Annotated in this window: 23 protein-coding genes and 1 pseudogene; 12 read left to right on the top strand and 12 right to left on the bottom strand. The window is 72.2% G+C overall.

Going from position 1 to position 23,869, the window contains the following annotated elements; translation table 11 throughout:
* Nucleotides 1-18 precede the first annotated feature (18 nt).
* Nucleotides 19-879: a molybdate ABC transporter permease subunit gene (gene modB / locus AC4OXY_RS12570; protein ID WP_491993933.1), complete on the bottom strand. Its 861-nt coding sequence runs from the start codon at nucleotides 877-879 to the stop codon at nucleotides 19-21.
* A complete protein-coding gene (gene modA, locus AC4OXY_RS12565; RefSeq protein ID WP_491993932.1) occupies nucleotides 876-1,706 on the bottom strand; it encodes a molybdate ABC transporter substrate-binding protein in 831 nt (276 codons plus the stop codon). Before modA ends, modB begins: the two co-directional genes overlap by 4 nt.
* Before the next feature lie 206 nt (nucleotides 1,707-1,912).
* Between modA and AC4OXY_RS12560 the strand changes: the two genes are divergently transcribed.
* On the top strand, nucleotides 1,913-2,401 hold the full coding sequence (locus AC4OXY_RS12560) for a molybdopterin-dependent oxidoreductase (RefSeq protein WP_356037288.1): 489 nt from the start codon (nucleotides 1,913-1,915) through the stop codon (nucleotides 2,399-2,401).
* Here the strand turns inward: AC4OXY_RS12560 and AC4OXY_RS12555 are convergent.
* Nucleotides 2,316-5,057, bottom strand: coding sequence for a molybdopterin-dependent oxidoreductase (locus AC4OXY_RS12555; RefSeq protein WP_491993931.1), 2,742 nt, complete (start codon nucleotides 5,055-5,057; stop codon nucleotides 2,316-2,318). The genes AC4OXY_RS12560 and AC4OXY_RS12555 overlap by 86 nt on opposite strands.
* Nucleotides 5,054-5,878: an FAD binding domain-containing protein gene (locus tag AC4OXY_RS12550; RefSeq protein WP_491993930.1), complete on the bottom strand. Its 825-nt coding sequence runs from the start codon at nucleotides 5,876-5,878 to the stop codon at nucleotides 5,054-5,056. The genes AC4OXY_RS12555 and AC4OXY_RS12550 overlap by 4 nt, the downstream gene beginning before the upstream one ends.
* Before the next feature lie 210 nt (nucleotides 5,879-6,088).
* Here AC4OXY_RS12550 and AC4OXY_RS12545 point away from each other — a divergent pair, with 210 nt between their 5' ends.
* On the top strand, nucleotides 6,089-7,690 hold the full coding sequence (locus AC4OXY_RS12545) for a helix-turn-helix domain-containing protein (protein ID WP_376288302.1): 1,602 nt from the start codon (nucleotides 6,089-6,091) through the stop codon (nucleotides 7,688-7,690).
* Nucleotides 7,691-7,700: 10 nt separating this feature from the next.
* Here AC4OXY_RS12545 and AC4OXY_RS12540 read toward each other — a convergent pair whose 3' ends face one another.
* The gene (locus tag AC4OXY_RS12540; RefSeq protein WP_071377990.1) at nucleotides 7,701-8,096 is read right to left on the bottom strand and encodes a TOBE domain-containing protein; all 396 of its coding nucleotides are present in this window, start codon (nucleotides 8,094-8,096) and stop codon (nucleotides 7,701-7,703) included.
* Between the two features lie 127 nt (nucleotides 8,097-8,223).
* Between AC4OXY_RS12540 and AC4OXY_RS12535 the strand changes: the two genes are divergently transcribed.
* Complete coding sequence (locus tag AC4OXY_RS12535) at nucleotides 8,224-8,817, top strand: DUF1707 SHOCT-like domain-containing protein (protein WP_467493941.1); 594 nt, start codon at nucleotides 8,224-8,226, stop codon at nucleotides 8,815-8,817.
* 39 nt (nucleotides 8,818-8,856) lie between these two features.
* Here the strand turns inward: AC4OXY_RS12535 and AC4OXY_RS12530 are convergent, their stop codons facing one another.
* Together AC4OXY_RS12530 and AC4OXY_RS12525 are read right to left on the bottom strand one after the other, a co-directional pair.
* Nucleotides 8,857-10,812: an APC family permease gene (locus AC4OXY_RS12530; RefSeq protein ID WP_356037297.1), complete on the bottom strand. Its 1,956-nt coding sequence runs from the start codon at nucleotides 10,810-10,812 to the stop codon at nucleotides 8,857-8,859.
* Nucleotides 10,813-11,175: 363 nt separating this feature from the next.
* Complete coding sequence (locus AC4OXY_RS12525) at nucleotides 11,176-11,706, bottom strand: universal stress protein (RefSeq protein ID WP_491993929.1); 531 nt, start codon at nucleotides 11,704-11,706, stop codon at nucleotides 11,176-11,178.
* Nucleotides 11,707-11,917: 211 nt separating this feature from the next.
* Between AC4OXY_RS12525 and AC4OXY_RS12520 the strand changes: the two are divergent.
* Together AC4OXY_RS12520 and AC4OXY_RS12515 are read left to right on the top strand one after the other, a co-directional pair.
* A pseudogene (locus tag AC4OXY_RS12520) lies at nucleotides 11,918-12,714 on the top strand (family 43 glycosylhydrolase); the annotation flags it as partial.
* Between the two features lie 240 nt (nucleotides 12,715-12,954).
* A complete protein-coding gene (locus AC4OXY_RS12515) occupies nucleotides 12,955-13,998 on the top strand; it encodes an endo-1,4-beta-xylanase (protein ID WP_356037301.1) in 1,044 nt (347 codons plus the stop codon).
* Nucleotides 13,999-14,098: 100 nt separating this feature from the next.
* On the opposite strand, the gene AC4OXY_RS12510 is transcribed toward AC4OXY_RS12515, so the two are convergent.
* Together AC4OXY_RS12510 and AC4OXY_RS12505 are read right to left on the bottom strand one after the other, a co-directional pair.
* Nucleotides 14,099-14,305, bottom strand: coding sequence for a DUF5999 family protein (locus tag AC4OXY_RS12510; protein ID WP_071377983.1), 207 nt, complete (start codon nucleotides 14,303-14,305; stop codon nucleotides 14,099-14,101).
* Nucleotides 14,306-14,619: 314 nt separating this feature from the next.
* Nucleotides 14,620-15,219, bottom strand: a complete 600-nt coding sequence (locus AC4OXY_RS12505; RefSeq protein ID WP_356029973.1) for a hypothetical protein — start codon at nucleotides 15,217-15,219, stop codon at nucleotides 14,620-14,622.
* Between the two features lie 571 nt (nucleotides 15,220-15,790).
* On the opposite strand from AC4OXY_RS12505, the gene AC4OXY_RS12500 reads away from it, so the two are divergent.
* Nucleotides 15,791-17,329, top strand: coding sequence for a glutamate-cysteine ligase family protein (locus AC4OXY_RS12500; RefSeq protein ID WP_491993928.1), 1,539 nt, complete (start codon nucleotides 15,791-15,793; stop codon nucleotides 17,327-17,329).
* 130 nt (nucleotides 17,330-17,459) lie between these two features.
* Nucleotides 17,460-18,260: a CPBP family intramembrane glutamic endopeptidase gene (locus tag AC4OXY_RS12495; RefSeq protein ID WP_376288306.1), complete on the top strand. Its 801-nt coding sequence runs from the start codon at nucleotides 17,460-17,462 to the stop codon at nucleotides 18,258-18,260.
* Between the two features lie 8 nt (nucleotides 18,261-18,268).
* On the opposite strand, the gene AC4OXY_RS12490 is transcribed toward AC4OXY_RS12495, so the two are convergent.
* A complete protein-coding gene (locus tag AC4OXY_RS12490; protein WP_491993927.1) occupies nucleotides 18,269-19,081 on the bottom strand; it encodes a PhzF family phenazine biosynthesis protein in 813 nt (270 codons plus the stop codon).
* Nucleotides 19,082-19,201: 120 nt separating this feature from the next.
* Here AC4OXY_RS12490 and AC4OXY_RS12485 point away from each other — a divergent pair, with 120 nt between their 5' ends.
* Entirely contained in the window at nucleotides 19,202-19,636 is a 435-nt protein-coding gene (locus tag AC4OXY_RS12485; RefSeq protein WP_376288308.1) for a VOC family protein, read from the top strand.
* A 43-nt stretch (nucleotides 19,637-19,679) separates the two neighbouring features.
* A complete protein-coding gene (locus AC4OXY_RS12480; protein ID WP_491993926.1) occupies nucleotides 19,680-19,919 on the top strand; it encodes a hypothetical protein in 240 nt (79 codons plus the stop codon).
* 24 nt (nucleotides 19,920-19,943) lie between these two features.
* On the opposite strand, the gene AC4OXY_RS12475 is transcribed toward AC4OXY_RS12480, so the two are convergent.
* Nucleotides 19,944-20,372: a VOC family protein gene (locus AC4OXY_RS12475; RefSeq protein WP_491993925.1), complete on the bottom strand. Its 429-nt coding sequence runs from the start codon at nucleotides 20,370-20,372 to the stop codon at nucleotides 19,944-19,946.
* A gap of 265 nt (nucleotides 20,373-20,637) precedes the next feature.
* Here AC4OXY_RS12475 and AC4OXY_RS12470 point away from each other — a divergent pair, with 265 nt between their 5' ends.
* Nucleotides 20,638-21,264 carry a PadR family transcriptional regulator gene (locus AC4OXY_RS12470; protein WP_362821394.1) on the top strand — a complete coding sequence of 209 codons (627 nt, stop codon included), beginning with the start codon at nucleotides 20,638-20,640 and terminating at the stop codon, nucleotides 21,262-21,264.
* A gap of 77 nt (nucleotides 21,265-21,341) precedes the next feature.
* Here AC4OXY_RS12470 and AC4OXY_RS12465 read toward each other — a convergent pair whose 3' ends face one another.
* Nucleotides 21,342-21,770 (bottom strand): type II toxin-antitoxin system Rv0910 family toxin, encoded by a 429-nt coding sequence (locus AC4OXY_RS12465; protein ID WP_356029980.1) that lies wholly within the window; start codon nucleotides 21,768-21,770, stop codon nucleotides 21,342-21,344.
* 347 nt (nucleotides 21,771-22,117) lie between these two features.
* On the opposite strand from AC4OXY_RS12465, the gene AC4OXY_RS12460 reads away from it, so the two are divergent.
* Nucleotides 22,118-22,702 carry a Clp protease N-terminal domain-containing protein gene (locus tag AC4OXY_RS12460; RefSeq protein ID WP_362821393.1) on the top strand — a complete coding sequence of 195 codons (585 nt, stop codon included), beginning with the start codon at nucleotides 22,118-22,120 and terminating at the stop codon, nucleotides 22,700-22,702.
* 115 nt (nucleotides 22,703-22,817) lie between these two features.
* Complete coding sequence (locus AC4OXY_RS12455) at nucleotides 22,818-23,810, top strand: EamA family transporter (RefSeq protein WP_376288503.1); 993 nt, start codon at nucleotides 22,818-22,820, stop codon at nucleotides 23,808-23,810.
* Nucleotides 23,811-23,869 lie beyond the last annotated feature (59 nt).

Here is a 23,869-nt window from a genome sequence, read left to right as displayed (position 1 = left end):
CGGGGTCGGCGGCCACGCTCACGCTCCCGTCATCCAGCGGTCCCGCAGCCCCGCCAGCACCGCGATCGACACCGCGAGCAGGACCAGGCTGAGGGAGATGGCGGCGTCGGGGTCGTCCTGGAGGGCGAGATAGACCGCGAGGGGCATGGTCTGGGTGCGGCCGGGGAAGTTGCCGGCGAAGGTGATCGTCGCGCCGAACTCGCCGAGCGCGCGGGCCCAGGCGAGGACCGAGCCGGCCGCGATGCCGGGGGCGATGAGCGGCAGGGTGACCCGGCGGAACGCGGTGAAGCGGGACGCGCCGAGGGTGGTCGCCGCCTCCTCGTAGCGCGGATCGGCCGCGCGCAGGGTGCCCTCGACGCTGATGACCAGGAACGGCATCGCGACGAACGCCTCCGCGACCACCACCCCGGTGGTGGTGAACGGCAGGGTGATCCCGAACCAGGCGTCCAGCCACTTGCCGATCACGCCGTTGCGGCCGAGGGCCAGCAGCAGGGCCACACCACCGACCACCGGCGGCAGGACGAGGGGCAGGGTCACCAGGGCCCGGACGAACCCCCGGCCGGGAAACTCGGTGCGGGCCAGCAGCCAGGCCAGGGGCACGCCCAGGACAAGGCTGACGGCCGTCGCCGCCGTCGCGCTGACCAGGGACAGCTGGAGCGCCTGCCAGACCTGGGTGCTGGACAGCTGGTCCGGCAGCGTGCGCCAGGGCGCGCGGACCAGCAGCGCGAGCAGCGGCAGCAGCAGAAACGCCAGCGCCACCAGGCCCGGCAGCAGCAGCGGCAACGGCACCCCGCGCCGGCCCCCCGTGCCGACGCGGCGACGCCGCGGCCGGCCCGTGCGGGGGCCGGCCGCGGCGTCGGGTTCGAGAGGCGAGGTCACGGCTTGAGGAACCCGGCCTCGCTCAGCACCTTCTCGCCCTCGGCGGACTGCACGAGGGCGATGAACGCCTTGGCGGCCTCGGCGTTCGGCGCGTTCTTCAGCAGGACGATCGGGTAGTCGTTGATCGTCTTGGCCGACTCCGGGAACTCCACGCCCTGCACCTTGCTGCCGGCGGCGTGCACGTCGGTCTTGTAGACGACGGCGGCGTCGGCCTCCTTCAGTTCCACCTTGTTGAGGGCGCCCTTGACGTCCTGCTCGTAGGAGACCGGGGTGAGCTTGAGGTGGCTGGCGTCCAGGGCCTTCTGCGCGGCGGCGCCGCACGGCACGGTCTTGTCGCACAGCACGACCTTCAGGCCGGAGGCGGTGAGGTCCTTCAGCGAGGCCACCTTGTGCGGGTTGCCCGGCAGGGTCGCGATCTCCAGCTGGTTGCGGACGAAGGTGGCCGGGGTGCCGGCCGCGTCCTTCTTGCCCGTGACGATCGCCATGGTCTTGGGGCTGGCGGCGGCGAAGACGTCCGCCGGGGCGCCGCTGGTGATGCTCGCGGCCAGCGTGTCGCTGCCGCCGAAGTTGAAGCTGACCTTGGTGCCGGGGTGCTGCTGCTCGAACTCCTTGCCCAGGGCCGTGAAGCTCTCCTTGAGGGAGGCGGCCGCGAACACGGTGACGCTGCCGGAGAGCTTGGGGGAGCCGGAGGCGTCCGACGGGGCCGACGAGCCCGACGAGTCCGAGGACTTCGACGAGGAGGAACAGGCGCTGAGTGCCAGCAGGGCGGCGGCTCCCGCACCGGCAACCTTCAGCATCCGTCGGGTCCGGCGCACGGAACGGGTCATCACGGGTCTACTCCTCGCGTTCTGTGGAACAAGTGTCGCGCCCTGTCGCGGCCGGGGGAACCGGCCGTGCGGCGATGATAATGCCGCATCTGCCAGGGGTAAGTCTCCTGTCACATCGCATGAGCTGCGAACTTGTGACATGTAGCTTGCATGTGCGTTTGTACGGCGCACTCCGGCGGGTACCGTCCTGCGGGAGGTGGTCGCAGATGACGCTCGCGCAACTCGCCCTGACCGGCGATCTCGCCAGGCCCGCCCGGCTGACCGTGCCGGAGCTGCTGCACTGGCCGCAGCACCGGGCGGACGTCAGCTTCGACTGCGCGACCAGCGGCATCCAGCACCACCGCTTCACCGGACCGCGCCTGTACGACGTCCTCGCCGACGCCGGCCCGGACTTCGACCCGGCGCGGCGCAAGGACCGGCTGCGCTTCCTCATCGCCGTCACCGGCACCGACGGCCACCACGCGGTGCTGTCCTGGGCCGAGATCGACCCGGACTTCGCGGACGCGCCCGTCCTGCTGGGCGTGCGCATCGACGAGACCCCACTGGATTCGGCCGGACCCCAGCTGGTCCTCCCGCAGGACCGGTGCGGCGCCCGGCACATCAGCGGGATCACCGCGATCCGGGTGGACGGCGGCTACCGCTGTGGCGCTCCAGCGCCCGCCACACCCGGTCGCGCAGCAGCGGCACCTCGGTGAACCGCACACCCGTTGCGTCCCGCAGCGCGTTGGCCAGGGCCGGGGCGACCGGGTTGAACGGGCTCTCGCTCATCGACTTGGCGCCCAGCGGGCCGATCGCGTCCGCCGTCTCCATGAAGTGCACCTCGGTGCGCGGCACGTCGGCGTACTGCGGGAGCCGGTAGCGGCGGAAGGCGGCGGTGTCGACCGCGCCCCGCCCGTCCAGCAGGACCCGCTCGAAGAGGGTGGCGCCGAGCGCCTGGGCGACCCCGCCCTCGACCTGCCCCCGGCACTGCATCGGGTTCATCACCTTGCCCGCGTCGGCCGCGTGCACACTGCGCAGGATGCGGATCTCGCCGGTCCCGGGGTCGACCGCCACCCGGAACCAGTGCGCGTTGAAGGCGACCGAGCGCGGGGTGCCGCCGAAGTGCCCGTCGGCGCTCAGCTCCAGGCCGACGGTGCGCGCGGCCGCGTACACCTCCTTCAGCAGCAGGCGTCCGCCCGGGTGGAGCACGGCCTCCTCCGTCAGCCGGCACCGCCCGCGCGGGACGGCCAGGTGGGCGGCGGCGAAGTCCAGCAGCTGGTCGGCGAGGGCGCGGGCGGCGCGCAGGGTGGCCTTGCCCGCGACGACCGTACCGGTCGAGGCGAAGGCGCCGGTGTCGTGCCGTACGACGTCCGTGTCGGACTGGCGGACGGCGATCCGGTCGACGGTGGTGGCCAGCTCGCCGGCCGCGATCTGCTTGTGCACCGTCGTGGTGCCGTTGCCGAACTCGGCGGTGCCGACGGCCAGGTCGAAGGTGCCGTCCGGCAGCAGGGAAGCCCTGGCGTCGGCGATGTGGCCGCCGGGCGGGCCGGTCGCGATCATCGCCAGCGCGGCGCCCTCGCCGACCAGCCACCCCGCGGGGACGGGCTCGGACGCCGGCTCCGCCTGGGCCCGGCGCACGATCGCCACGCACTGGTCGAGGCCGTAGCTCGCGATGTGCAGGTCCTTCTCGTGGCCGCCCGGGGTGAGCATCGGTTCGTCGGGCCCGATGATGTTGCGCGCCTTGAACTCCAGGGGATCCAGGTCCAGTCGGCGGGCCAGCTCGTCCAGCGCCGACTCCACCGCGAACAGCACCTGGCCCAGGCCGTAGCCGCGGAAGGCGCCCGCCGGGACGGTGTGCGTGTAGACCGAGTAGGCGTCGACCTTCTTGTGCGGGGCGCGGTAGACGGCCAGGGACTCGCCGACGCTGTGGAACATCACGGCCGGCCCGTGGTTGCCGTACGCGCCCGTGTTCGCGACGACGCGCAGCTGGAGCGCGGTGAGGGTGCCGTCGCGGCGGGCGCCCGCCTTCACCCGGATCGTGAAGGGGTGCCGGGTGGTGGCGCCGTAGAACTGCTCCGCGCGTGTGTACTCCAGTTTCACCGGGCGGCGCAGCCTCAGCACGGCGAGCGCCACGATGTCCTCGACCAGCATCTCCTGCTTGCCGCCGAACCCGCCGCCGACCCGCCCCGCCAGCACCCGGACCTGGTCCTCGGGCAGGTCGTACAGCGCGCACAGGGCGCGGCGGGTGAGGAACGGCGTCTGGGAGCTGGTGCGGACGGTGAGCCGGCCGTCCTCGTCGATCCAGGCGAGGGCGCCGTGCGTCTCCAGGCTGGCGTGCTGGACGCGCTGGGTGCGGAAGGTGTCCTCGTAGACGACGTCCGCCGCCGCGAAGCCCGCTTCGACGTCGCCGAGCTCGCCGTGCGCCTCGCCGACGACGTTGGCCTCGGGGCGCGCGATGCGGGCCGTCGCCGCGTCCTTGTCGTGGACCACCGGGGCGCCGGGCCGCATGGCCTCCTCCGGGTCGAGGACGGCGGGCAGCACCTCGTACGTCACCTCGATCCGCCGGCAGCCCTCCTCCGCGGCGCCCTCGCTGTCGGCGACGACGGCGGCGACGCGCTGGCCGATGTGGCGGACGGTGTCGTCCAGGACGCGGGTGTCGTCCGGGTCCTCCTCGGGGTGTTCGTGGCGGGCGGTGGAGAAGTGCCGTTCCGGGGCGTCGTGGTGGGTGAGCACGGCGTGCACGCCGGGGACGCGCAGGGCGGCGGAGGTGTCGATCGCGAGGATGCGGGCGTGGGCGTGCGGGGAGCGCAGCAGCTTCATGTGGAGCAGGCCCGGTACGTCGATGTCGAAGGTGTAGCGGGCGGTGCCGGTGACGACCTGCGGTCCGGCCGGGGCGGGCAGGCTGCGGCCGACGGTCTCGCCGGGCGCGGGCGCCTCCACGTTCTTAACCCCGCGCACGGCGTCCTCGATGGCCCGGTAGCCGGTGCAGCGGCACAGATTGCCCTTGAACGCCCTGGGCAGATCGGCGAGTTGGTCCTCCGTGAGCGCTGCCGTGGTCATCAGGAAGCCGGCCGTGCAGAAGCCGCACTGGAAGCCCTGGGCGTCGAGGAACGTGCGCTGCACGGGGTGGAGTTCGCCGTCCGGGGCGGCCAGGCCCTCGACGGTGGTGACGCTGCGGCCGTCGGCGCGGAAGGCCGGGTAGAGGCAGCTGTGCACCGGCTCGCCGTCCACGTGGACGGTGCAGGCGCCGCAGTCGCCCTGGTCACAGCCCTTCTTCACGCCGAACCAGCCGCGCTCGCGCAGATACGTGCGCAGACACTGGCCCGGGCGGGGGTCCTCCTCGTGGGACCGTCCGTTGACCTCGACCCTCATCGCCGCTCCTCCTCCGTCAGTTCCCGGCGGATCTCCTCCGCCAGCCGCAGTGCCATGTGCCGCCGCCACTCGGGCAGTCCGTGGATGTCGTCGAACCACTCGCCGTCCGCGCCGGCCCCCTCGACCGCCGCCCGCAGCGCCGCGGCCGTCGGCGGCAGCGGGAACCACAGCCGCACCGGGCGCACCGTGGCCGCGGTGACGGTGACCGTGAGGGAGTGGTCGACCGGGTCGAGGGTGCCGATGACGAGGGCGGCCGAGCGCCCGAGGCCGTACAGCGAGACCTGCCGGAACGCCGTACGGCAGGCGAGGGCGCGGGCGGGCAGGGTGACCGAGCGCAGCAGCTCGCCCTCGGCCAGATCCTTGCGGCCCGCGCCGGTGACGAAGTCGGCGACCTTCAGGCGGCGCGCGGATCCGTCCTGGGCGAGGAGCAGGCAGGTGCCGTCGAGCGCGGCCGTGAGGGAGATCATCGGGCCGGCCGGCAGGCCGTTGCACAGGTTCCCGCCGACGGTGGCCATGTTCCAGATCTTGAACGAGGCGAGGAAGGCCCGGCAGCACTGCTCGAAGAGGGGCGCCGCGGGGGCGGTCAAGTCCTGGGCAAAGCGGGACAGTTGGGCGATGGTGCAGGTGGCGGCCAGCTCCAGGGAGCCGTCCGGGTGCCGCTGTGCGGGCGTCCAGCCCATGCGGCTCAGGTCCACCAGACGCCGCAGGTGCGACTGGGGCTCGGAGAACAGATACGTCCCGCCGCCGAGCCAGGCGTCCCCGGGCCGCCAGGGCGCGGGCCGCCGGGCGTCTCGTATCTCGGCCACCGTGTTCAGGTCCATGGCCGGAAGTGAACCAACGGGAACCGGTCGAATCGACTGGTGCGGGGCACGGAAACACCGACGTCGCAGGTCCCGGGACTGGAGGATCAACCAAGAGGCATTCCGCTCCGGCAACCTTGCATTTACGATGCTTTCTCTCACACTCACCTGGTGAATGCGAGATGCCGGGGGATGTGCTCACCCCGCGGCGGCCGTACGAGGAGCCAGCACATGCACGTCGAACACCTCCTGGGGGACGCCTCCCTCGGGCTGCGCCTGCTGTGGGCGGAGGACGCGCTGCTGCGGCGCGAAATCAGCGGAGTGACCGTCACGGACCTGGAGGACCCGGCCCGGTTCGTACGGCCCGGCGAGGTGGTCCTCAGCGGGCTGGTGTGGTGGTCACCCGACGGCGGCTCCGGCAAGGCCGAACGGTTCGTCTCGGCCCTGAAGGACGCGGGGGCCGCCGCGCTGCTCGCGGGCGAGGAGACGCACGGGACCGTGCCCGACGACCTGGTCGAGGCGTGCGTGCGCCACGGCGTGCCGGTGGCCGGGGTGCCCGCACACATCATGTTCCGGTCGATCACCGACACCGTGTACCTGCGCCAGTGGGGCGGGCTGAGCCGGCATCACGCGCTGCCGGAGAACGCGCGCGTGCGGCTGAGCCGGCTGCTCGCCCAGGAGGCCGGCCCGCACGCCGTCCTCGCCGAGGCCTTCGCCCACCTCGGCCGGACCGCCGCCTACGTCTTCACGCCCTCGGGCCGTACGGTCGCCGCCACCGAGGGTGCCCCGCCGGTGCCCCCGCGGGAGGCGCTCGCGCTCGTCGCGGACGGCACCGGGGTGACCGCCTCCGTCGACGCGAGCGGCGTCTCGCCGTACGAGCGCCGGCTGTTGTACCTGCCCGACCCGGACGCCGCCCCGCCGCGCATGCTGCACGAGGTCGCCGCCGTGCTGGCGCACTGCCAGGAGGCCGCCGCCCGGCGCCCCTCGGCCCGGCTGCGCGCAGCCGACGAACTCGGCGCGCTGCTGTCGGCCCCGGACGCGCGCGAGGACGGCACGGTGGAGGCGGCGCTGCGGCGGTGCGGGCTGCCGGAGACGGGGCCGTACCTGGTCCTCGTCGCGGACGCCGGGACACGGCGGCCAGGGCCGGACGAAGGGCCGCTCGCCGAGGGCGCGTTGACGGAACTGGCGGGGCATGCGGTGACGGCCGGCGACGCGGGCGGTGCCGCGGTGGTGGCCGCGCGAGCCGAGGAGGCCGTGGCGGAGGCGGGCGCGGAGGGCGGGCCCGGGGAAGCCGCGGCCGTCGGCCGGCTGCCGGACGGGGGCGCCTTCGCGGTGCTGTCCGGGGTGCCCGACGGCTGGGCGGACGAGGTCTGGCCGCTGGTCGCCGGGTGCGTGCCCGGGGTCGTCCTGCACGGCGGCACCGGCGCGCCCGCGGCGGGGCCCGGGGAACTCGGCGCCGCGCTCGGGCAGGCCCGGTACGCCCTCACCTCCGCGCGGACCACCGCGCCCGACGCCTCCCGCCTGACCGACGCCCGCGGCCTCACCACCCTCGACGCGCTGCTCACCGGTGTGCCGGCCGAGGTGCGCACCGCCTATGCCCGTACGGTGCTCGGCCCGCTGCTGGAGACCGGCCGGCCGCCCGTCGCGGTCCTGCTCGGCACCCTGGAGACGTTCCTGGCCTGCGACGGCTCCTGGGCGCGCACGGCGCAGGCGCTGCATCTGCACGTCAACACCGTGCACTACCGGGTGGAGCGGATCGAGCGGCTGACGGGGCGCGACCTGTCGCGGCTGCGGGACCGGCTGGACCTGTGGGCGGCGCTGCTCTGCCGCTGACCCCGCCGCGTCAGACGCGGTCGATGTGCACGTTGGTGGACTTCACGCGCGCGGTGGCCTCCATGCCGACCTCCAGGCCCAGTTCCTCCACGGCCTCCCGGGTCAGCAGGGACACCAGCCGGTGCGGGCCCGCCTGGATCTCGACCTGGGCGGCGACGTCGCCGAGCTTGATCGCGGTGACGATGCCGGGGAAGGCGTTGCGGACGGAGGTGTAGGAGGCGTCCTCCTCGCCGCCGGCCGCCTTGGCCAGTTCGACCGAGAACGCGGCGAGGGCACGGCCGTCGATGAGCCGGCGTCCGGCCTCGTCGCGATGGGTGGCCACCCGGCCCGCGTCGGCCCAGCGGCGGGCGGTGTCCGGGCTCACGCCGAGCAGCCGCGCCGCCTGGCCGATCGTGTAGGACTGCATGCCGGTCACGATAGGGCCAACCACCGGGAACCATGGACGTGGGGTTGGCCGTCAGGTATAACGCGATATAACGTTAGTTCTCGATGGCGACGGCTCCCCGCGGAGCCTGCTGGAACGGGGTGAGGGGATGACGGCCGACATGGTGGACGCGGACGTGCCGGACGGGCTGCGTGCCTCGCACGCGGACCGCGACCGGGTGGTGGAGGCGCTCGCCGCCGCCGCGGGGGAGGGCCGGCTCACCCACGAGGAGCTGGACGAGCGCGTCACGGCCGCGCTGTCCGCCCGCACGCTCGGGCAGCTGGCGGTGCTCACCGCCGACCTGCCGGCGCAGGCCGCCGCCGTCGTGGCACCGGCGGCGGCCAAGGACGTCGTCCGGATCGAGCAGCAGTACGCCTCGGCCACCCGTGAGGGCCCCTGGATCGTGCCCCGCCGGCTGGAGATCGTGTGCGCCTGGGGAAACGTGACCCTGGACTTCTCCGACGCCGTGCTCACGCACGACACCCTCGACATCGACCTGGACCTGTGCGGCGGCACCCTGCGCCTGATCACCCGGCCCGGCATGGTCGTCGACACGGACTCGCTGGCGGTCGGCTACAGCAAGACCAAGGTCCGCCCGGCCCGCGGCCCCGAGGCGCCGGTCGTGCTCCGGGTGGGGATAGGCGGGCGGATCAGCATGGGGAAGGTGGACGTACGGCCGCCCCGGCGGTGGTTCGGGAAGTAGCGCCGAGCCGGTCGGGCCCGGCGCTGTCCGCTCCCGGACTCAGCCGGTGTGCACCCGCGGCCGGCGCTCCCGGTTCGGCTCCGCCTCGCGCAGCACCTCGCGGGTGACCGGGGCGACCTCGCCCTGGCCGAAGAGGAAGAAGCGCAGGAAGTTGGCGAACGGATTGCCCTCGGTCCACTCGAAGTAGATGTGCGGGGTGCAGCGCGTCATGTCGCGGACGTTGAGCAGGAGCGCGGCCAGGGCGTTCGGGATGGACGCGGACTCCAGGGTGAGCACCCGGTAGCGGTCGTGCAGCACCTCGCCGCGCACGGTCAGGCCCGCCTCGAACTCGGAGGGGTCGGTGACCGTGACCTCCACGAAGACGAAGTCCTCCTGCTCCGGCATGTCGTTGTCGGCGCGGATCTGCTCGACCTTGTCGCGGTACTCGGCCTTGTCACGGTGACCGGGTTCATTGGCGATGAACCGCATCTTGCGGCTGGCCATGTCCCGGATGAATCGTTCCGCCATCGGATCGAACGTCACGCTGGTGACGCGCAGCTCGAAGGCGCGGGCCAGCCGGGACAGCAGCGAGACGAGGATGATGCCGACGATGAAGCAGGCACCGATCTTCACACCGTCCGGCCGCTCGATGACGTTCACGACGGTCGTGTAGATGAAGACCACCGAGATCACGCCGAACCCGATGGTCCACTTGCGCTGCCCGGCCTTGCGCGCCGCGATGGTCACGGCGATCGCCGCGGAGGTGATGAGCACCAGCACACCGGTGGCGTAGGCGCCGCCCTGCGCGTCGACGTTGGCGTCGAAGAGCCAGGTCACCAGGAAGGCGATCAGGGTGAACACGATGACCATCGGGCGCACCGCGCGGGCCCAGTGGGGGGCCATGCCGTAGCGGGGCAGATAGCGCGGCATCAGGTTCAGCAGGCCCGCCATGGCCGAGGCGCCGGCGAACCACAGGATGGCGATGGTCGAGACGTCGTAGACCGTGCCGAAGGCGCCGCCGAGGTACTCGTGCGCGAGGTAGGCGAGCGCACGTCCGTTGGCCTGGCCGCCGGTCTTGAACTCCTTCTCCGGGATGAGCAGCGTGGTGATGAAGCTGGAGGTGATCAGGAAGCCGCTCATGATGATGGCGGCCGTGGTCAGCAGCTTCTTCGTGTCCCGGATCCGGCCGGTCGGCTTCTCCTCGGTGTCGTCCGGGTCGCCCTGGACGTGCGGCATGACGGCGACGCCGGTCTCGAACCCGGAGAGGCCGAGCGCGAGTTTGGGGAAGACGAGCAGCGCGAGGCCGATCATCACGAAGATGTTGCCGTGCTGCACGGTCAGCGCGTTGGACCAGTCGGTGATCACATGGCCCGCGGTGACGACGTGGTAGAGGCCGACGATCACGACGACGACGTTCAGCGCGAGGTAGACACCGACCAGGGCCGTCGCGACGCCGATCGCCTCCAGGAAGCCCTTGAGGAAGACCGCGCCGAGCAGGGCGACCAGGAACAGCGTGATGACCATCTGGTGGCCGTGCAGGACGTTCGTGAGGTGCGGGTTCTCCACCAGGTGGGTCGAGGCGTCCGCGGCGGAGAGCGTGATGGTGATCAGGAAGTCGGTGGCGGCGAAGCCGAGCAGCGTGAGCACGAAGAGCTTGCCCTGCCAGAAGGACAGCAGCCGCTCCAGCATGGCGATCGAACCCTCGCCGTGCGGGGACTCCTCGGCGACCCGGCGGTACACCGGCAGCGCGCCGGCCAGGGTCACGATGACGAGGACGATGGTCGCGATCGGCCCGAGCAGACCGGCCGCGAGGGCCGCGATGCCCGGCTGGTAGCCGAGGGTGGAGAAGTAGTCGACACCGGTCAGACACATCACGCGCCACCAGCGCTGGCCCTTGTGCGGGGGCTCCGGCTCGGCGTGGGGACCCGTGTGGCCACCGGGCTTGCCCATGTCGGACAGCCCCTCCAGCATCCAGGTGCGCAATCGACTGGAAGGAGGGTGTTCGGTCGTGGCCATCGGCGTGCTCCTGTGTGCGGCTCAGCTCTTTCCGGCCATCACGCGGACGGCCGCACCAGCGTATGCAGAGAGTGACGTCTGGGCCTATGGATCTCGGCTCGGTGGGCGTCAAGCTTGCGTTAAGAATGACCGGCGGCCGCCCCGGTCGCATCAACAGCGGCCGCCGGGGCGGTGTGGCCTGGGCCACGATTCTGCCGGTGGTGCGTCGTACAGGCGTTCTGGCGACCTCGCCCGGCGTCACCGTTTGTCGACGTGTTGACGGCCGCGGAGCGCGTTCCTGACGTCCTCGCGGGGGGTGTCGGCCGCCGGTCGGCACGGCTCGCGACCACGGTGCGTGACCGTGGTCGGGGTGCCGGACCGCTCCTACAGCCGGCGGAGGTCCATGCGCAGATGCCATGTGTTCCGCCGGTGGACCGACAGCAGTTGGGATTCGAGCGGGGAGGGGGGTACGGCGAGGACCGGGCAGATCGCGTGGGCGAGGCAGTGCCGGGAGACCCGGCCGGAGAAGGCACGGTGCAGTCCGCGCCGCCCCGCGCCGACGACCAGGACGTCGTCCTCGCGGTCCGCGGTCGCGACGAGCTTCGGGCCCGGTGCGTCGCGGACGACGACGGCGTGGACCGGGACCCCCGGGCCGTCCCCGCCGAAGATCTCCTCCAGCACCGCGATCAGCCGCTGCCGGGCCAGCCGCTGCCACTCCTCGACCGCCAGACCGCCGGCGGGGCAACGGCGTGCGGCGGGGTCGCCGCCCGGCGGCTCCCAGGCCAGCACGGTCCACAGTTCGGCACCCAGCCGCCGGGCCAGCGCGGTGGCCCGGCGCAGGGCCGTGACGCTGCCCAGGGAGCCGCTCACGCCGACCACCACCCGAGCCACCGCCGAGGCGTCGTAACCGGACATCGCTCCACCGCTCCTCGCGCCCTGGCGGGCGACGCCCGGGTGACGCGTGCGGACGTGCCCGCCTGCAAGGCCCTTGCTCCCTTCCATCCCACCTCCGCGCGCAGGATTCGACCAGCCGGGGCGCACACCTTTCCCGACCCTCCTCCGCAGCGCGCCACGCCAAGAGAATTCGGCGCTACGATCGAAACTTTCGACAGCTGTGGGGTGAGCCGTGCGGACCTACGACAACCCCGTCATCCCCGGCTTCCGCCCGGACCCGAGTGCGCGCCGGCTCGGGGACGAGTACGTCCCCGGTGTCCCGCTCTTCCAGGGCCGGGACCTGGTGCACTGGCGGCAGCTCGGCAACGTCCTCGACCGGCCGGGCCGGTTGACGCTGCCCGGCGCCGTCCCCGCCGGCGGCACCTTCCTCGTCACCGCCGAGCGCCCCCGGCACTTGCTGCCCACCGAGGGCGGGACCGCGCTCGGGCGCGGCGTCTGTCGGCCGCCCGGGCCCGCTCGCCGCGCGGCCCCTGGGAGCCGGCTCCCGGCAACCCGCTGCTGAGCCACCGCGGCACCGGCCTGCCGGTCCAGTGCACCGGCCGCGGCGACCTGGTCCAGGCGGCCGACGGCGGCTGGTGGACGGTGCTGCTCGGCACCCGGCCGCGCGGCTGGTTCCCGGAGTTCCACGTCCTCGGCCGGGGGACCTTCCTGGTGCCGGTGGAGTGGGCCGACGGCTGGCCCGGTTGGGGCCGGTGGGGGGGGGCGCCATCCGCCGCCCGCAGCCTGGGCGCCCCTCGAACAGCCGCCGGCGCGCGACGACTTCACCGCCCCCCTGCTCGCGCCGTACTGGATCTCCCCGCGCCGCCGGCCCACGCGGTCCTGGTCCCTCACCCGGCGCCCCGGGCGGCTCACCCTGACCGCGACCGGGGACAGCCTCGACCGGCCCGGGCGGGCCTGTCGGTCCGGCTGGACGGGGCGCACCACTGCGACCCGGAGGTGGCCGGCGGGGCGGCGGCCGTGCTCGCCCGCCGGTCGTGTTCTCGGGATGTACGTCACCGAGGGCACCGCGGCCTTCGGCTGGTTCGACTACGCACCCGGACCTCGTGCGTGACACCTTGACGCTCCCGAGGGGCCCTTCTAGAGTCGCGGTTCCGAACGTTCGGGGATTTGCTCGAATGTTTCGACTACTCGACGCCGGCTCGTCGGCGGTCTCGTCGCCGGCGCCGCCAAGGGCTGAACACCCCTCGTCCCGCAGATCGGAGCCGCACCATGCCCCAGGTACGTCTGAGACTCGCCGGCGCCCTCGCGGCCGTCCTCGTGGCCGCCGGCGTCGCCACCGGCCCCGCCGCCCAGGCTCACGACCGGCAGCCCACGCTCGCCGATCTCGCCCGGCGCCACGGCCGCTACGTCGGCAGCGCCACCGACAACCCCGAACTCACCGACAGCGCCTACACGAAGATCCTCGGCGACGAGTTCGACATGATCACGCCAGGCAACGGCATGAAGTGGTACGCCACCGAGCCCCGGCAGGGCGTCTTCGACTGGACCGACGGCGACCAGATCGTGAACCTGGCCCGCGAGCACCACCAGCAGGTTCGCGCCCACACCCTGGTCTGGCACAGCCAGCTGCCCGACTGGCTCACCTCCAGGCAGTGGACGGCCGCCGAACTGCGGGCCGTGCTGAAGAAGCACATCACCACCGAGGTACGGCACTACCGGGGTGAGGTGTACTCCTGGGACGTCGTCAACGAGGCCTTCAACGAGGACGGCACCTACCGCGAGACCCTCTGGTACAAGACGCTCGGCCCCGGCTACATCGCCGACGCGCTGCGCTGGGCCCACGAGGCCGACCCGCACGCCAGGCTGTACCTCAACGACTACAACATCGAGGCGACCGGCCCGAAGAGCGACGCCTACTACGCGCTCGCCAAGAGCCTCAAGGCCGAAGGCGTCCCGCTCGACGGCATCGGCTTCCAGACCCATCTGGCGCTCCAGTACGGCTATCCCACCACGCTCAGGGACAACCTGAGCCGCTTCTCCCGCCTCGGCCTGGACACCGCGCTCACCGAGGTCGACGTACGGATGCAACTACCCGCGACCGACGCGAAGCTGGCCGAACAGGCCGACTGGTACCGGCAGTTGACGCAGGCCTGCCTGGCCGTGCGCCGGTGCGTGGGCATCACCGTCTGGGACTACACCGACAAGTACTCCTGGATCCCGGGGGTCTTCCCCGGCGAGGGTGCCGCCCTGCCCTGGGACGAGCAGCTGAACCCCAAGCCGGCGTACCAGGCGCTGCGGGAGGCGCTGAGCTAGCACCTGGGCACGGTCCGTAACCGCCCCTGGACACACTTCGGGGCCGGTGCGCACCTCGTACGGTGCGGCCGGCCCCGCAGGTCCTTCGCGCGCCCTCCGCTCAGGCGGCGGTCATCACATGCTCCGCACCCAGCGGGCGGTGCGGAGCGATGATGCGGCCGTCGGGCAGCAGCTCACCGGTGTCCTCGAAGAGCAGGACGCCGTTGCACAGCAGACTCCAGCCCTGCTCGGGATGGTGCGCCACGAGTCGGGCGGACTCCCGGTCGGCGGACTCTGCTGTCGGACACGGCGGCTGGTGCTGGCACATGGGTGGGATCTCTCGCTCTGTCGTGGTCATGGCCGTCCCCCGTGGTGATAAGTCGGTCGGAACCCAGTGTTGCCCTCCGGGCGTCATTCCGCAGGGATTTCGCGGCACCGCTTCTCACAGGTTCATGACGCGTCACCCGGGCGGACGGTTCAGTCCAAGTGCACTGTCCCTTTGGGTGGTTCGCAGTGGTCGGATGGGGCTAGTCCATGCAGGCCAAGCCCCTGACCTGGGCCCTGGCAGGGGTGTTCCGGCACGTGTGTCCGGCATGGGCGTGCCCCGCCGCCGGGAGGCGGCGGGGCACGCGGGAGGTCCGGTCAGGCGGGCGAGCCGAGCACGGTCGGGCCGAGGAGCGGGAGCGGGGTGGCGCGGTGGGTCAGTACCGGTAGCAGTTCGGCGACCCGGAACGGGCGGTGCGCCGATATGCCGGGCGGGGCCGGGGCGAGGGGAACGAGCAGATCGGTGCCGGCCGGGTGCCCCTCGGCGCCGTCGGCGGTGGTGTCTCCGTGCAGCCACAGCGTGAGCATGTACAGCCCGGGGACGGACAGCAGCCGTGCCTGGTACGGCTGTTGCAGCGCCTCCGCCTGCTGCATCGCGCGCTCGGTGGAGGGGACGTAGGGGCCCTCGAAGAAGTGCGAGAAGGTCCAGCCGTCCGGGGTGAGCATGGTGTCGGCGGCGGCCACCGCCTTGTCGCCGCAGCGGATCAGGAAGCGCCAGCCGGCCAGCCGGGTCGCGGACAGCCCCTGGGGCGTGATCCGGTCCAGCACATGGACGGGAAGCGGGAGTTCGGGTGTCGCCGGGCCCTGCGCGGCGCGCAGGGACGGGGTGCGGGCCTCGCGGACGGCGGTGGGGGAACCGAGGGCGGCGAGGACGGAACGCAGGGCGGGCGCGGGGGCAGGGGGCACGTGCAGCGGCATGGTGGGTCGCCTCTCTCATTCGACAGGCGCGGCGGCGCGAGGAGGGTGGGGCGGACGGCGCTGTCTGCTCACGGAAAGGCCGGAAGGGTGGTGGCCCGGGTCGGTGAACGTGGGTGCGGCTCGGTCTGCCTCCCGTGACCGCGACGGCAGGAACATGGCAGGAACCACGACCGAGGGCGTCAACCTTCTGCCTTGTGGGCGAAGTTTATACGACGCGTGTTCGGCCGTTGTTTCGTCTATCCGATTCCGGTGAACCGCGCAAGACCGCAATACGCCACCGATATGCGGGAATCCTCCCGGTTCCCGGACCGGTCCTGCCTCGCTGACCTCGGAATACGCGCCGGTAGCGGTCGGCCGAATGTCGTCGGCGTTTTTCACGAGATGTGCCGGGTACCCGGTGGGCCGGGCTGCTGCATGCCCAGTGAAAATGCCTCTGGGAACAATCCGACAGAGTAGCGTGCGTCGGGCTCGCGCGGGGCGTTATCGATCGCTTCCGCTGGGCATCATCCCCCCTGCACCCGGGAGCCCGGCGGCCGTAACGTCGGTCCGCCCACCGAGGAGGGACACTTCGATGGGGGAGAAGGTCGTGGCGGGGCAGTTCGACCTGTCCGATCGCCAGCGCTACCGAGAAAAGCTCCAGAAGTGCCTGGCGGGACTGGAGCGGCTGTTGGTGGAGAAGCGATTCGACCGCCCCAAGAACCTCATGGGCGTCGAGATCGAATTGAATCTCGCCGGTACCGACGGTATGCCGAAAATGTTGAACGGTCAGGTGCTGGAACGCATCGCGAGCCGCGATTTCCAAACAGAACTCGCCATGTTCAACCTGGAAGTCAACATAGCCCCACACCGACTGGGCGGCAGGGTATTCGACCGGCTCGCCGAGGAACTGCGCACATCGCTCGCCTACGCCGACCGCAAGGCCCGCGAGGTGGACGCCGGCATCGTCATGATCGGCATCCTGCCCACGCTCGGCCCGGACGACCTGGTCTCCGCCAACCTCTCCGAGGTCGACCGCTACACCCTGCTCAACGACCAGATCGTGGCCGCGCGCGGGGAGGACTTCCGGCTCGACATCGAGGGCGTGGAACACCTCGTCCGTACGGCGAAGTCGATCGTCCCCGAGGCCGCCTGCACCTCCGTACAACTGCACCTCCAGGTCACCCCCGGCCGGTTCGCCGACGTGTGGAACGCCGCGCAGGTGGCGTGCGCCCCGCAGATCGCCGTCGGCGCCAACTCGCCGTTCCTGTTCGGGCACGAGCTGTGGCGCGAGTCCCGGCCCCCGCTGTTCCTCCAGTCCACCGACACCCGCCCACCCGAACTCCAGGCACAGGGCGTACGGCCGCGCACCTGGTTCGGCGAGCGCTGGATCACCTCCGCGCACGAACTGTTCGCCGAGAACCTGCGCTTCTTCCCGGCCCTGCTGCCCCTGTGCGACGACGAGGAACCTCTGGAGGTCGTCGCCGCCGGCGGCACGCCCAGCCTCGCCGAACTCGTGCTGCACAACGGCACGATCTACCGCTGGAACCGGCCGGTGTACGGCATCGCGGACGGCGTACCGCACCTGAGGGTGGAGAACCGGGTGCTGCCGGCCGGGCCGACCGTCATCGACGTGATCGCCAACGCGGCCTTCTACTACGGCCTGGTGCGCTCCCTCGCCGAGGAGAGCCGGCCGGTGTGGACCCGGCTGCCCTTCGCCGCGGCCGAGGCCAACTTCGACGCCGCGTGCCGGTACGGCATCGACGCGCGGTTCGTGTGGCCGCGGCGGGGGCGCTACGGCGGCACGGGCGAGGTGGACGCGGTCACCCTGGTCCGCGACGAGCTGCTGCCGCTGGCCTCCGCCGGGCTGGACGCGTGGGGGGTGGAGGCCGCCGACCGGGACCTCTACCTGGGCGTCGTCGAGGAGCGCTGCCGGCGTCGGGTGAACGGGGCGTCCTGGCAGGCGGCCACCTTCCACCGGGCCCTCGAACAGGGACTGACCCGCGAGGCGGCCCTGGCCGCGACGACGCGCCGCTATGCCGAGCTGATGCTCGCGGGGGAGCCGGTGCACATGTGGCCGGTGGGACTACCGGAACCGGTAGCTCCGCTTGGGCTGGGGGCTGAGCTGGCCTGAGCCGCCGGGGTCGCGGCGCAGTGCTCGGTGTCGTACCACTGCGCCGTCCTCACCGTGCTCACATCTCCTTCTGCGATCCTTGCCAGGCGACAGGTGGGCCCGCGGGCCCGTGAACCGGCGGGAGGCAGGGGTGCAGGTGGAGGCTGACGCGGTGGCCGACCCGGGGGCGCGGCAGCGCGACCCGCGGCGGATCCTGCGGGACGAGACGCTGCTCGTGCTCGCGCTGTCGCTGGGCGCGAGCGGGGTCTCCGCGCTGATCAGCTTCATCGGCTCGGTGACCAAGCCGGGCGGCCTGAAGGACCAGGCGGCCACCATGAACGCGTCGGCCGCCCCGGGCCGCCCCTGGCTGGACCTCACCTGGCAGCTCTTCGGCATCGCGACCGCCCTGGTCCCCGTGGCCCTGGTCGCCCATCTGCTGCTGCGCGAGGGCGCCGGCCTGCGCACGCTGGGCTTCGACCGCACCAGGCCGTGGCCCGACCTCGGCCGGGGCGCCACGATCGCGGCGGTGATCGGCAGCACCGGCATCGCCTTCTACCTGGCCGCCCGCGGTCTCGGCTTCAACCTCACGGTCATCCCCGAGGCGCTGCCGAACGTGTGGTGGAAGTACCCCGTGCTGATCCTGTCCGCCGTGCAGAACGCGGTCCTCGAAGAGGTCATCGTCGTCGGCTATCTGCTGCGCAGGCTCGGCCAGTTGGGCTGGTCCGCGGGGACCGCACTGGTCGCCAGCGCGGTCCTGCGCGGCTCGTACCACCTCTACCAGGGCGTCGGCGGCTTCGTCGGCAACATGGTGATGGGCGTGGTCTTCGTGTACCTGTACCGCCGCTGGGGGCGCGTCGGTCCGCTGGTCGTCGCGCATTCCCTGCTCGACATCGGCGCGTTCGTCGGCTACGCCCTGCTCGCGCACCGGGTGTCCTGGCTGCCGACGGGCTGAGCGCGGCGTCAGGCGTGCAGTTCGCCGTCGACGACGGTGACCGCGCGGCCGGTGAGCAGCGTGCGTCCGCCGCGCAGTGCGGTGCGGACGAGACCGGTGCGGCGGGAGGCCTGGAGCCCCGTGAGGTCGTCGCGGCCCAGCCGGGCGGACCAGTGCGGGGCGAGCGCGGTGTGGGCGGAGCCGGTGACCGGGTCCTCGTCGATGCCGACGTTCGGGAAGAAGCAGCGCGAGACGAAGTCGTAGCCCCGGGCGGGGTCCTCGGCGCGAGCCGTGGCGATGATGCCCCGTGAGGAGTAGCCGGCCAGGGCCCTGTGGTCCGGGGCGAGCCCCAGCACCGTTTTCTCGTCGGCCAGTTCCACCAGCAGGTCACCGACGTTCGCGCCGGTGTCGAAGACGGCGACCGGCTCGGCGCCGAGCGCGTCGGCGACGCCGGCCGGGGCCTCGACCCGGGTGAGCGGGGCGGTCGGGAAGTCGAGGGTGATCGAGCCGTCCGCGGCGGGCGTGGCCACGAGGACGCCGCTGCGGGTGGCGAACCGCGCCGGGCCCGAGTGGGCGCCGGTGGTGTGCAGGACGTGGGCCGTGGCGAGCGTGGCGTGCCCGCACATCGCGACCTCCGTGACGGGCGTGAACCAGCGCAGCGCCCAGTCGGCCTCGGCGCCCTCGGGCAGCCGGTGCGCGAACGCCGTCTCGGCGTGGTTGACCTCCATGGCGACGTTCTGGAGCCAGGTGTCGTCCGGGAAGGCGTCGTCCAGGAGCAGGACCCCGGCCGGGTTGCCGGTGAAGGGGCGGTCGGTGAAGGCGTCCACGATTCGAATGCGCATGAGCCGACGCTAGCGGCCGCGCCGGGCACCGGCCCAAGGCCAATGCACGAGTCCTGGCACGTTTTCGCGGTCACTGCCCCGGGGTCGCGGTGCACAGCACACGCGAACTATGGTGGGCCGATGGCGTCGATCAAGAAGTTCCAAGTCACCTTCGACTGCGCGGAACCCGAGCGCGTCGCCCGCTTCTGGTGCGAGGTGCTGGGATACGTCGCACCGTCGCCGCCGGAGGGGTTTGCCACGTGGGACGAGTTCAACCGCACGCTGCCGCCTGAGGATCAGGGCGCGTGGTTCGCCTGCAGCGATCCCTCGGGTGTGGGCCCGCGCCTGTACTTCCAGCGCGTCCCCGAGGGCAAGGTCGTCAAGAACCGGGTTCATCTCGACGTGCGGGTCGGCACCGGGCTCGTGGGTGAGGAACGCCTCGCCGTACTGGAGGCCGAGTGCGCACGACTGGTGGCGCTCGGCGCGGCACGCGTGCAACTGCTGCCGGCCGACGACGAGAACGAGTCGTGCCTCGTGATGCAGGACGTCGAGGGCAACGAGTTCTGCCTCGACTGAGGGGATCCTTCTTCCAGCCCGAGTCAGCCTCGTCGCCGACTGCGTGCGGCCGTACTACGAGGAGATCGAGCAGGCGGTTCCCGCCGGACTCGATCTGCTGGAAGCGGTCGACGCCTTTGCCCGGTACTACCGGCGCAGCTGTGACCCGGACCGGGGGTCCCGGCTCGCCACGTCCGTCCGGGCGCAGGAGAGCCACCTGATCGCGCTGCAGTACTTCGCCGACACCGCCCGCGCTCTGGTGTCCGGGATGTCCCTCATCGATCACGATGTGGATCTTTCCTGATGGACAGTCAGGACGAGGCATTCCTCAGTCGATACAGAACTCGTTGCCCTCGATGTCCTGCATCGGGATGCACGCATCATTGCCGTCGTACAGCGTTTGCACGTGTACCGCGCCGAGCGGGACCAGTCGTGCACACTCGGCCTCCAGTGCGGCGAGGCGCTCTTCACCCACGAGTCCGGTGCCGACCCGGACATCGAGATGAACCCGGTTCTTGACGACCTTGCCCTCGGGGACGCGCTGGAAGTACAGGCGCGGGCCCACGCCCGAGGGGTCGATGCAGGCGAACCATGAATCCCGCTGCTCAGGTGGCTGCGCGCGCTTGAATTCGTCCCACGTGGCAAACCCCTCCGGCGGCGGCGGTACGACGTATCCCAGCACCTCGCACCAGAAGCGGGCCAGGCGCTCGGGTTCCGCGCAGTCGAAGGTGACTTGGAACTTCTTGATCGACGACATGGGTCCACCGTATTGGCGGGTGTCGACCGTCGAGGTCCCTCCTGTCAGTGCAGCCGTAATGGCTGTGGGCCGATCCCTGCCACCCTCGGACCGAAGTCCACCGGCAACGGCCGGTCCCGCTCCAGCCACGGCTCGAAGCCGACGTGCCGGGTACGACAGCTCGGAAAGGGCATTGCCATGCGATCGGTCCCGATATATCGTTGAGGCATCGCGAACAATACGCGATGCAGACGTGACAGATCATCGATGGAATGGAGTGATCGCGATGCGCAGCCACGGATACGAGCACGGACATCGGCACGAGGGCCACGGGTACCGGGGCCTGGGCGGGTTCGAGGGGCGGCGGGCCGCGTTCGGGCCCTTCGGTCCCGGTGGGCCGGGGTTCGGTCCCGGTGGGCCCGGTTTCGGCCCTGGTCCCTGGGGGCCCCGCGGACGCGGTGGTCCGAGGGGGCGGGCACGGCGCGGTGACGTACGCGCCTCGATCCTGGCCCTGCTGAAAGACCGGCCGATGCACGGCTACGAGATGATCCAGGAGATCGCCGAACGCAGCGGCGGCGCGTGGAAGCCCAGCCCCGGCTCGGTGTACCCCACGCTCCAGCTGCTGGAGGACGAGGGTCTGATCGCCAGTGAGAGCGAGGGCGGCAAGAAGCTGTTCGCGCTCACCGGGGACGGGCGTTCCGTCGCCGACGAGGGCCCGGACGCCCCGTGGGAGGAGGCCTCGCGCGGGGTCGACTGGGAGGCTCTCGGTGAGATCCGGCAGGCCGGCTTCGGTCTGATGGAGGCCTTCAGCCAGGTCTGGAAGACCGGCAGCAAGGAACAGCGCGAGAAGGCGCTGGCCGTCATCAACGAAGCCCGCAAGAAGCTGTACCTGATCCTCGCCGACGAGGACTGACGAGCACTGACGAACACCGGCCCGTACCGAAGGCGCCCCGTGGATCGTCCACGGGGCGCCCTCGCGTGTCCGGCCCCTCAGGCCACCAGTCCGGCCAGCTTGCGCAGGGACTCGTTGAGTGCGGCCGTCGCCGAGTCCTTGAGCTTGCCCGCCATGAGGGAGACGGCGGCGCCCGTGAACTCGCCGTCGATACGGACCACCGTGGCCTCGCCCTGCGGGGTGAGCGTGTAGCGCGTGGCGACGGTCACGGCCATCGGGCCCTTGCCGCGAATGGCGAACACCCGGGCCGGCTCCAGCTCCTCGATGGTCCACTCGACCTCCGCCGGGAAGCCCATCAGCTTCATGTTCTCCTGGAAGGTCCCGCCCACCGCCAGGGTCTGGGGGCCGCCCTTGGGGAAGTTGGTGTGGGTCGCGTTCCACTCCCCGTACGCCGACCAGTCGGTGAGCTGCGCCCATACCTTCTCGGCCTGCGCCTCCAAGCGTGCCTCGGCGCTGACTTCGGCCATGCGACCACCCCTTCGTGTCGGGCTACGGTGTCGCGGAACGTAGCGGCAGGGGCCGCAATGTTCAATACTGATGAACCGTCAGGAATGGCGTGGAAATGGTGACATGGAAACGGTGAGGCGGCGGCCTCGGCATGGCGTCCCTCCGGGGCGTACACCCGGTAGACGTACTGCTTGCCGTCGACCGCCGGCAGCGCCACGAGCCGGAACGCGCGTGCGCTCTGCATGATGTCGGCCGAATCTCCTCCGTAAGGATGAGATTGAGGTCGGCGACGTCCACTCTGTGTGGGACGCGAAGATGGTTCCGCTCGCGGATGACTCGGGCCGTTGAGGCTGATGGGGTAGAGGTTGTGCAACCCCGTACTACCCGCGGGACCGCCCACGACGAGGCGGTTCCGCACATCGAGGACGATGCCGCGCTCGGCGCCGAGCTGGCGGCGGTGGTCGCGGGTGCCCGCCGGAGGGCCGTCCGGGACGGGGACCGGCAGATCGACACCGCCCATCTGCTGCACTCCCTCCTGGAGCACGACCCCGGGGTCCGCGCCGCCGTCGGCGACCCGCAGCGGCTCGCGAGGCTCCTCGGCTACCTCGTGCAGCGCAGCATCGGCTACGGCCTGCGCTGGCAGGGCAGCGTGGAGGACTCCGGCGCCATCGCCGTCGTACCCGCTCCGGCCCGCTCCCTCGCGCGCGACACCCGGGACGCCCCCGCCTGGTCGCCCACCGCGGCCGCCGCCATGAGCGGCGCCCGCGAGCGGGCCCGGCGCCGCGGCGAGCTCCGCCCCGTCGGCACCGATCTGCTCGCCGCGCTCGCCGCGGACCCCGGCGCTCGCGCGGTCGAGGTCCTCGAACGCGCCGGCGTCTCCGCCCTCGACCTGGGTGCCCGCATCGACGCCGGCACCGGGGAGTACGCGGGCGACGGGGGCACGAGCTGCTGAACCGCCGAGTCCGGAACGGCCGCCGGCCGGTCGGCGGCCGCGCGGTCCAGCCCCTGAGACAGGTGTCAAAGGGCGTGACGCTCATGTCGCCGCCTGTCATCATGTGCCGGTGCAGATGTCTGAAAGCAGTCAGGGCAGTCACGGCAAGGGCGCCGGACTCGGTCTCGCGCTCGTGTCGGCGCTCGCCTTCGGCGGGTCCGGGGTGGCCGCGAAACCACTGATCGAGGCGGGACTCGACCCGCTCCACGTGGTGTGGCTGCGGGTCACCGGCGCCGCCCTGGTCATGCTGCCGCTCGCCGTACGCCACCGGAGCCTGCCGCGCCGCCGGCCCGCGCTGCTCGCCGGGTTCGGACTGCTCGCCGTCGCCGGTGTCCAGGCCTGCTACTTCGCCGCGCTCTCCCGGATCCCGGTGGGCGTGGCGCTGCTCATCGAATATCTGGCCCCGGCCCTGGTGCTGGGCTGGGTGCGCTTCGTCCAGCGGCGGCCGGTGACCCGCGCCGCCGCGCTCGGTGTCGTCCTCGCGGCCGGCGGTCTCGCCTGTGTGGTCGAGGTCTGGTCGGGACTGAGCTTCGACGCGCTCGGCCTGCTGTTCGCGCTCGCCGCCGCCTGCTGCCAGGTCGGCTACTTCGTCCTCGCCGACCAGGGCAGCGACGCGGGGGATGAGGCCCCGGACCCGCTCGGCGTCATCGCGTACGGGCTGCTCGTCGGCGCCGCGGTGCTGACCGTGGTGGCCCGCCCCTGGACCATGCGCTGGACGGTGCTGACCGGCTCCGCGGAGATGAACGGCACCGCCGTACCCGCCGTCGTCCTGCTGGCCTGGATCGTGCTGATCGCCACGGTCGTCGCGTACGTCACCGGGGTGCTCTCGGTACGGCGGCTGTCGCCGCAGGTCGCCGGGGTCGTCGCCTGTCTGGAGGCGGTCATCGCGACCGTGCTGGCCTGGGTGCTGCTCGGCGAGCACCTCTCGGCGCCGCAGCTCGCCGGCGGACTGGTCGTCCTGGTCGGCGCGTTCATCGCGCAGTCCTCCGCCCCGGCCAAGGGCTCCGCCGATCCCGTGGCCTCGGGCGGGCCGGAAAGGGAGTTGTCGGCGCGCGGGACGTCCGCCTAGGGTGCCGATCGTGCCGTCCCTCCTCGTTCTCTCGCCCCCGGCCGCCTGAGGCGGGCCTC

Source organism: Streptomyces sp. HUAS MG56, assembly GCF_058673395.1.
The sequence above is the reverse complement of the archived record's forward strand: the minus strand, read 5'-3'. Positions and strand labels throughout refer to the sequence as shown.

What these genes read in the sequence shown, in the direction of transcription:
- modA (WP_491993932.1), bottom strand. Translation starts at nt 1,706, where the DNA reads ATGACCCGTTCCGTGCGCCGGACCCGACGGATGCTGAAGGTTGCCGGT.
- AC4OXY_RS12560 (WP_356037288.1), top strand. Translation starts at nt 1,913, where the DNA reads ATGACGCTCGCGCAACTCGCCCTGACCGGCGATCTCGCCAGGCCCGCC.
- AC4OXY_RS12555 (WP_491993931.1), bottom strand. Translation starts at nt 5,057, where the DNA reads ATGAGGGTCGAGGTCAACGGACGGTCCCACGAGGAGGACCCCCGCCCG.
- AC4OXY_RS12550 (WP_491993930.1), bottom strand. Translation starts at nt 5,878, where the DNA reads ATGGACCTGAACACGGTGGCCGAGATACGAGACGCCCGGCGGCCCGCG.
- AC4OXY_RS12545 (WP_376288302.1), top strand. Translation starts at nt 6,089, where the DNA reads ATGCACGTCGAACACCTCCTGGGGGACGCCTCCCTCGGGCTGCGCCTG.
- AC4OXY_RS12540 (WP_071377990.1), bottom strand. Translation starts at nt 8,096, where the DNA reads ATGCAGTCCTACACGATCGGCCAGGCGGCGCGGCTGCTCGGCGTGAGC.
- AC4OXY_RS12535 (WP_467493941.1), top strand. Translation starts at nt 8,224, where the DNA reads ATGACGGCCGACATGGTGGACGCGGACGTGCCGGACGGGCTGCGTGCC.
- AC4OXY_RS12530 (WP_356037297.1), bottom strand. Translation starts at nt 10,812, where the DNA reads ATGGCCACGACCGAACACCCTCCTTCCAGTCGATTGCGCACCTGGATG.
- AC4OXY_RS12525 (WP_491993929.1), bottom strand. Translation starts at nt 11,706, where the DNA reads ATGTCCGGTTACGACGCCTCGGCGGTGGCTCGGGTGGTGGTCGGCGTG.
- AC4OXY_RS12515 (WP_356037301.1), top strand. Translation starts at nt 12,955, where the DNA reads ATGCCCCAGGTACGTCTGAGACTCGCCGGCGCCCTCGCGGCCGTCCTC.
- AC4OXY_RS12510 (WP_071377983.1), bottom strand. Translation starts at nt 14,305, where the DNA reads ATGTGCCAGCACCAGCCGCCGTGTCCGACAGCAGAGTCCGCCGACCGG.
- AC4OXY_RS12505 (WP_356029973.1), bottom strand. Translation starts at nt 15,219, where the DNA reads ATGCCGCTGCACGTGCCCCCTGCCCCCGCGCCCGCCCTGCGTTCCGTC.
- AC4OXY_RS12500 (WP_491993928.1), top strand. Translation starts at nt 15,791, where the DNA reads ATGGGGGAGAAGGTCGTGGCGGGGCAGTTCGACCTGTCCGATCGCCAG.
- AC4OXY_RS12490 (WP_491993927.1), bottom strand. Translation starts at nt 19,081, where the DNA reads ATGCGCATTCGAATCGTGGACGCCTTCACCGACCGCCCCTTCACCGGC.
- AC4OXY_RS12485 (WP_376288308.1), top strand. Translation starts at nt 19,202, where the DNA reads ATGGCGTCGATCAAGAAGTTCCAAGTCACCTTCGACTGCGCGGAACCC.
- AC4OXY_RS12475 (WP_491993925.1), bottom strand. Translation starts at nt 20,372, where the DNA reads ATGTCGTCGATCAAGAAGTTCCAAGTCACCTTCGACTGCGCGGAACCC.
- AC4OXY_RS12470 (WP_362821394.1), top strand. Translation starts at nt 20,638, where the DNA reads ATGCGCAGCCACGGATACGAGCACGGACATCGGCACGAGGGCCACGGG.
- AC4OXY_RS12465 (WP_356029980.1), bottom strand. Translation starts at nt 21,770, where the DNA reads ATGGCCGAAGTCAGCGCCGAGGCACGCTTGGAGGCGCAGGCCGAGAAG.
- AC4OXY_RS12455 (WP_376288503.1), top strand. Translation starts at nt 22,818, where the DNA reads ATGTCTGAAAGCAGTCAGGGCAGTCACGGCAAGGGCGCCGGACTCGGT.